The organism is Streptomyces sp. CoH27, assembly GCF_020181035.1.
In the GTDB taxonomy this organism is placed as follows: domain Bacteria; phylum Actinomycetota; class Actinomycetes; order Streptomycetales; family Streptomycetaceae; genus Streptomyces; species Streptomyces camelliae.
Map to the genome: position 1 here is coordinate 1 of NZ_JAIQYY010000099.1, position 1,709 is coordinate 1,709.

The window sequence follows — 1,709 nt, forward strand, 5'->3', positions numbered from 1 at the left end:
CTATGCGGGCGTCACCCCGACGCGGGAGCAAACCCCCGGATCAGGTCGAACCCGTACACCACTTCCCAGGACGCAACCCCTCTGAACCGTGTTCCCGGGCCCCGCCGAACGTTTCCGCCCGCTGCCGCGTCGTAGAGAAAACGCGTGAGGGGGGGGTGGCTTGTGCTGCTGGACGCGGCCCAGGAACGCCGGGTGCGGGCGGTGCTCGCGCTCGGCGGGGTGCCGCAGTCGGACCTGCCGGACGGGGTGCAGCAGGTCCGGCTGCGGCTGCTGGAGCGGACCGCGAGCGGCCAGGAGGCGCCGCGGGACGTGTCGGCGTGGGCGGCGGTCGTCGCCTCCCGCCTCGCCGTCGACTGGCACCGGGCCAGGCGGCGCCAGGAGCGGCTGGGGGAGCGGCTGGCGTCCCTGCGGGAGCCCGCGCACCCCTCCGGGGAGGAGACCAGCCTGCTCTCGCTCACCGTCGCCCAGGGGCTGGACGAGCTGACCGACGCCCAGCGCCAGGTCCTGGTCCTGCGCTTCTTCGCCGACCTGCCCGTGCGGGCCATCGCCGAGGAGCTGGGCGTCCCCGAGGGCACGGTCAAGAGCAGGCTCCACACGGCGGTCCGCGCACTGCGGGACCGGCTGCACGAGGACGAGGTGGTGTGACGTGACCGCCGAGCACGAGGGCGTCGGGGAGTACGGCGGTATGGACGCGCTGATGGCCGCCATCACCGGGGACCCCCTCCCGGAGGAGGCCCGCCAAGACCCCGCCCTCCTCGCCGAACACCGGGAGGCTGAGGCCGACCTGGCCGTGTTGAAGGCGCAACTGGGATGGCTGGCCGAGGCGTTGACCGGAGAGACAGAGGTGAGGACGGGGGAGGCGGAAGGGACGGAGCAGGGGGAGGCAGAAGGGACGGCGGAGAGGGAGGCGAAAGGGGAGGCGGAGAGGGATGCGAAAGGGGAGGCCTCCGCGAGCATGGCTCGCCCCGGCCGCACCCGCAGCGTCAGCCGTCGTCCGGAGGGTCCGGCGGGCTCGGCTCGCCCCGGCCGCTTCTCCGACCGTAGGCCGGAAAGCCTGCCAGGCCCCACTCGCCCCACTCACCCCACTCGCCTCATTCGCCCCGCTCATTCCGCTCGTCCCGGCCGCCCCTCCGGTCGTCGGCGGGCCGTGCGGATCGCGCTCGGGTCGCTCGCCGGTGCTGCCGCGTTCGCGCTGGTCGTCGGGTTCGGCTGGATGGTGACGCACAGCCCGGGTAGCGCCGACAGCGGCGCGCGTGCGGCCTCGGACGCCAAGAGAGCCCCGGTCCAGGGGGCGGACAGTGGCCGGCCCGCCGACCCGGCGCTCGAACTCGCCTGCTCCCGGCTGGTCGTGGAGGGCGCGGTGACCCAGGTGGAGCCGGAGAAGGGGACTGCCCGGAACCGGGTCACGCTCACCGTGACCCACTCCTACAAGCCCGCCCACGGCCCGGCCGAGGTGAGCTTCCTGCTGGACGGCGGAGCGCGGCCGGCCCCGCGCACGGGACAGCATGTGCTCGTCACGGTCCGCACGAGTCGGCAGCACGCGAGCCTGTGGGCCGTGGGAGACACCCGGGTCGCGGCCGACCGGGCGTGGATCACCGAGGCGCTGCCCGACTCCCTGCACACCGCCTGCCCGTCGGGCGAGGCACCCTGATCCGGCGGAGCCGAGGCGTGGGCGTCCGGTGGCGGAGCCTGCCCGGCACCGGTGCCGC

The 1,709-nt window shown here is 75.0% G+C and carries 2 protein-coding genes; both read left to right on the forward strand.

Annotated elements, in window-relative coordinates; translation table 11 throughout:
- Positions 1 to 144 precede the first annotated feature (144 nt).
- Positions 145 to 645, forward strand: a complete 501-nt coding sequence (locus LE548_RS45220; protein WP_225102854.1) for an RNA polymerase sigma factor — start codon at positions 145 to 147, stop codon at positions 643 to 645.
- A gap of 1 nt (position 646) precedes the next feature.
- Positions 647 to 1,651, forward strand: a complete 1,005-nt coding sequence (locus LE548_RS45225; RefSeq protein ID WP_225102855.1) for a hypothetical protein — start codon at positions 647 to 649, stop codon at positions 1,649 to 1,651.
- Positions 1,652 to 1,709 lie beyond the last annotated feature (58 nt).